Origin of the sequence: uncultured Pseudoteredinibacter sp. (assembly GCF_947502065.1) — a bacterium.
Taxonomy (GTDB): Bacteria; Pseudomonadota; Gammaproteobacteria; order Pseudomonadales; family Cellvibrionaceae; genus Pseudoteredinibacter.
Map to the genome: position 1 here is coordinate 1 of NZ_CANMYE010000026.1, position 905 is coordinate 905.

Annotated in this window: 1 protein-coding gene; it reads right to left on the bottom strand. The window is 51.0% G+C overall.

Annotation, left to right across the window (positions count from 1 at the left end; translation table 11 throughout):
* The coding region (locus Q1A41_RS20195) for a VCBS domain-containing protein (protein ID WP_299982952.1) at positions 1-905 on the bottom strand (905 nt) is incomplete at both ends.

Below are 905 nucleotides of genomic sequence, written 5' to 3' on the forward strand. Positions count from 1 at the left end.
CCCGCAACTACACCGGTAATGGCGGCCGCATCAGCGCCATCTACATCAGCACCGCTAGCATCGGTGCGGACATTACCCGTTGCGTTATTGTCTGCATCGGTTGAATCCGTATCCGCATTGGCAACGGGCGCTGTATCGGTAATTAGTATATCTAAAGTACCGTTAGCAGTGGTGCCATCGCTATCGGTTACGACGACAGCTAAGCTATCAACCACCTCCCCGCCGCTGTGATCTTTGGCCGTGCCACTTGGATCGTAGTTGTAGGTGACCTCACCTGTCGCCGAGTTGTAATCGGTAATGGTTAGTACACCTTCTGGCGTATTAACGGTGATGTTACTAGTTGAAGCGTTGTTCAGCGCGGCCGCTGTAATATTTTGACCGGCAATGCTTAGGGAACCCAAACCATCAGGCGTACTAATGGTGAAGCTGTTGCCCGAAACATTCCCATCTTCAACGACACTTTCATCGCCAGTTGCACCAGCATTATTGTCATCAATGGTGACAGTAGGTGCACCATCACTTGTGCCAGTAACAGTAATCGTTACGGTAGTGGTAGAAAAACTTCCGTCTGAATCTTTTAAGGTATAACTGAACGTGTCTGTCGCTGTTGCACCTTCTGCTAGTGCGGCCGCACCAACACCTGGAGCGTAAGTGTAAGAACCATCAGCTTGAAGGGTTAGCGAGCCGAGCGAACCTGCAATTGAAGTGTTAACGCCGCCGGAGATATCGCCGGTTTGCGTACCAGCAACTACACCGGTAATCGCAGCAGCGTCTGCACCATCTACATCGGCGCCGCCAACATCGGTGCGAACATTACCCGTCGCATTAGTAACAGCATCGGTTGCATCTGTATCAGCATTCGCAACTGGTGCCGTATCGGTAATTAAAATATCCAACGTGCCGTT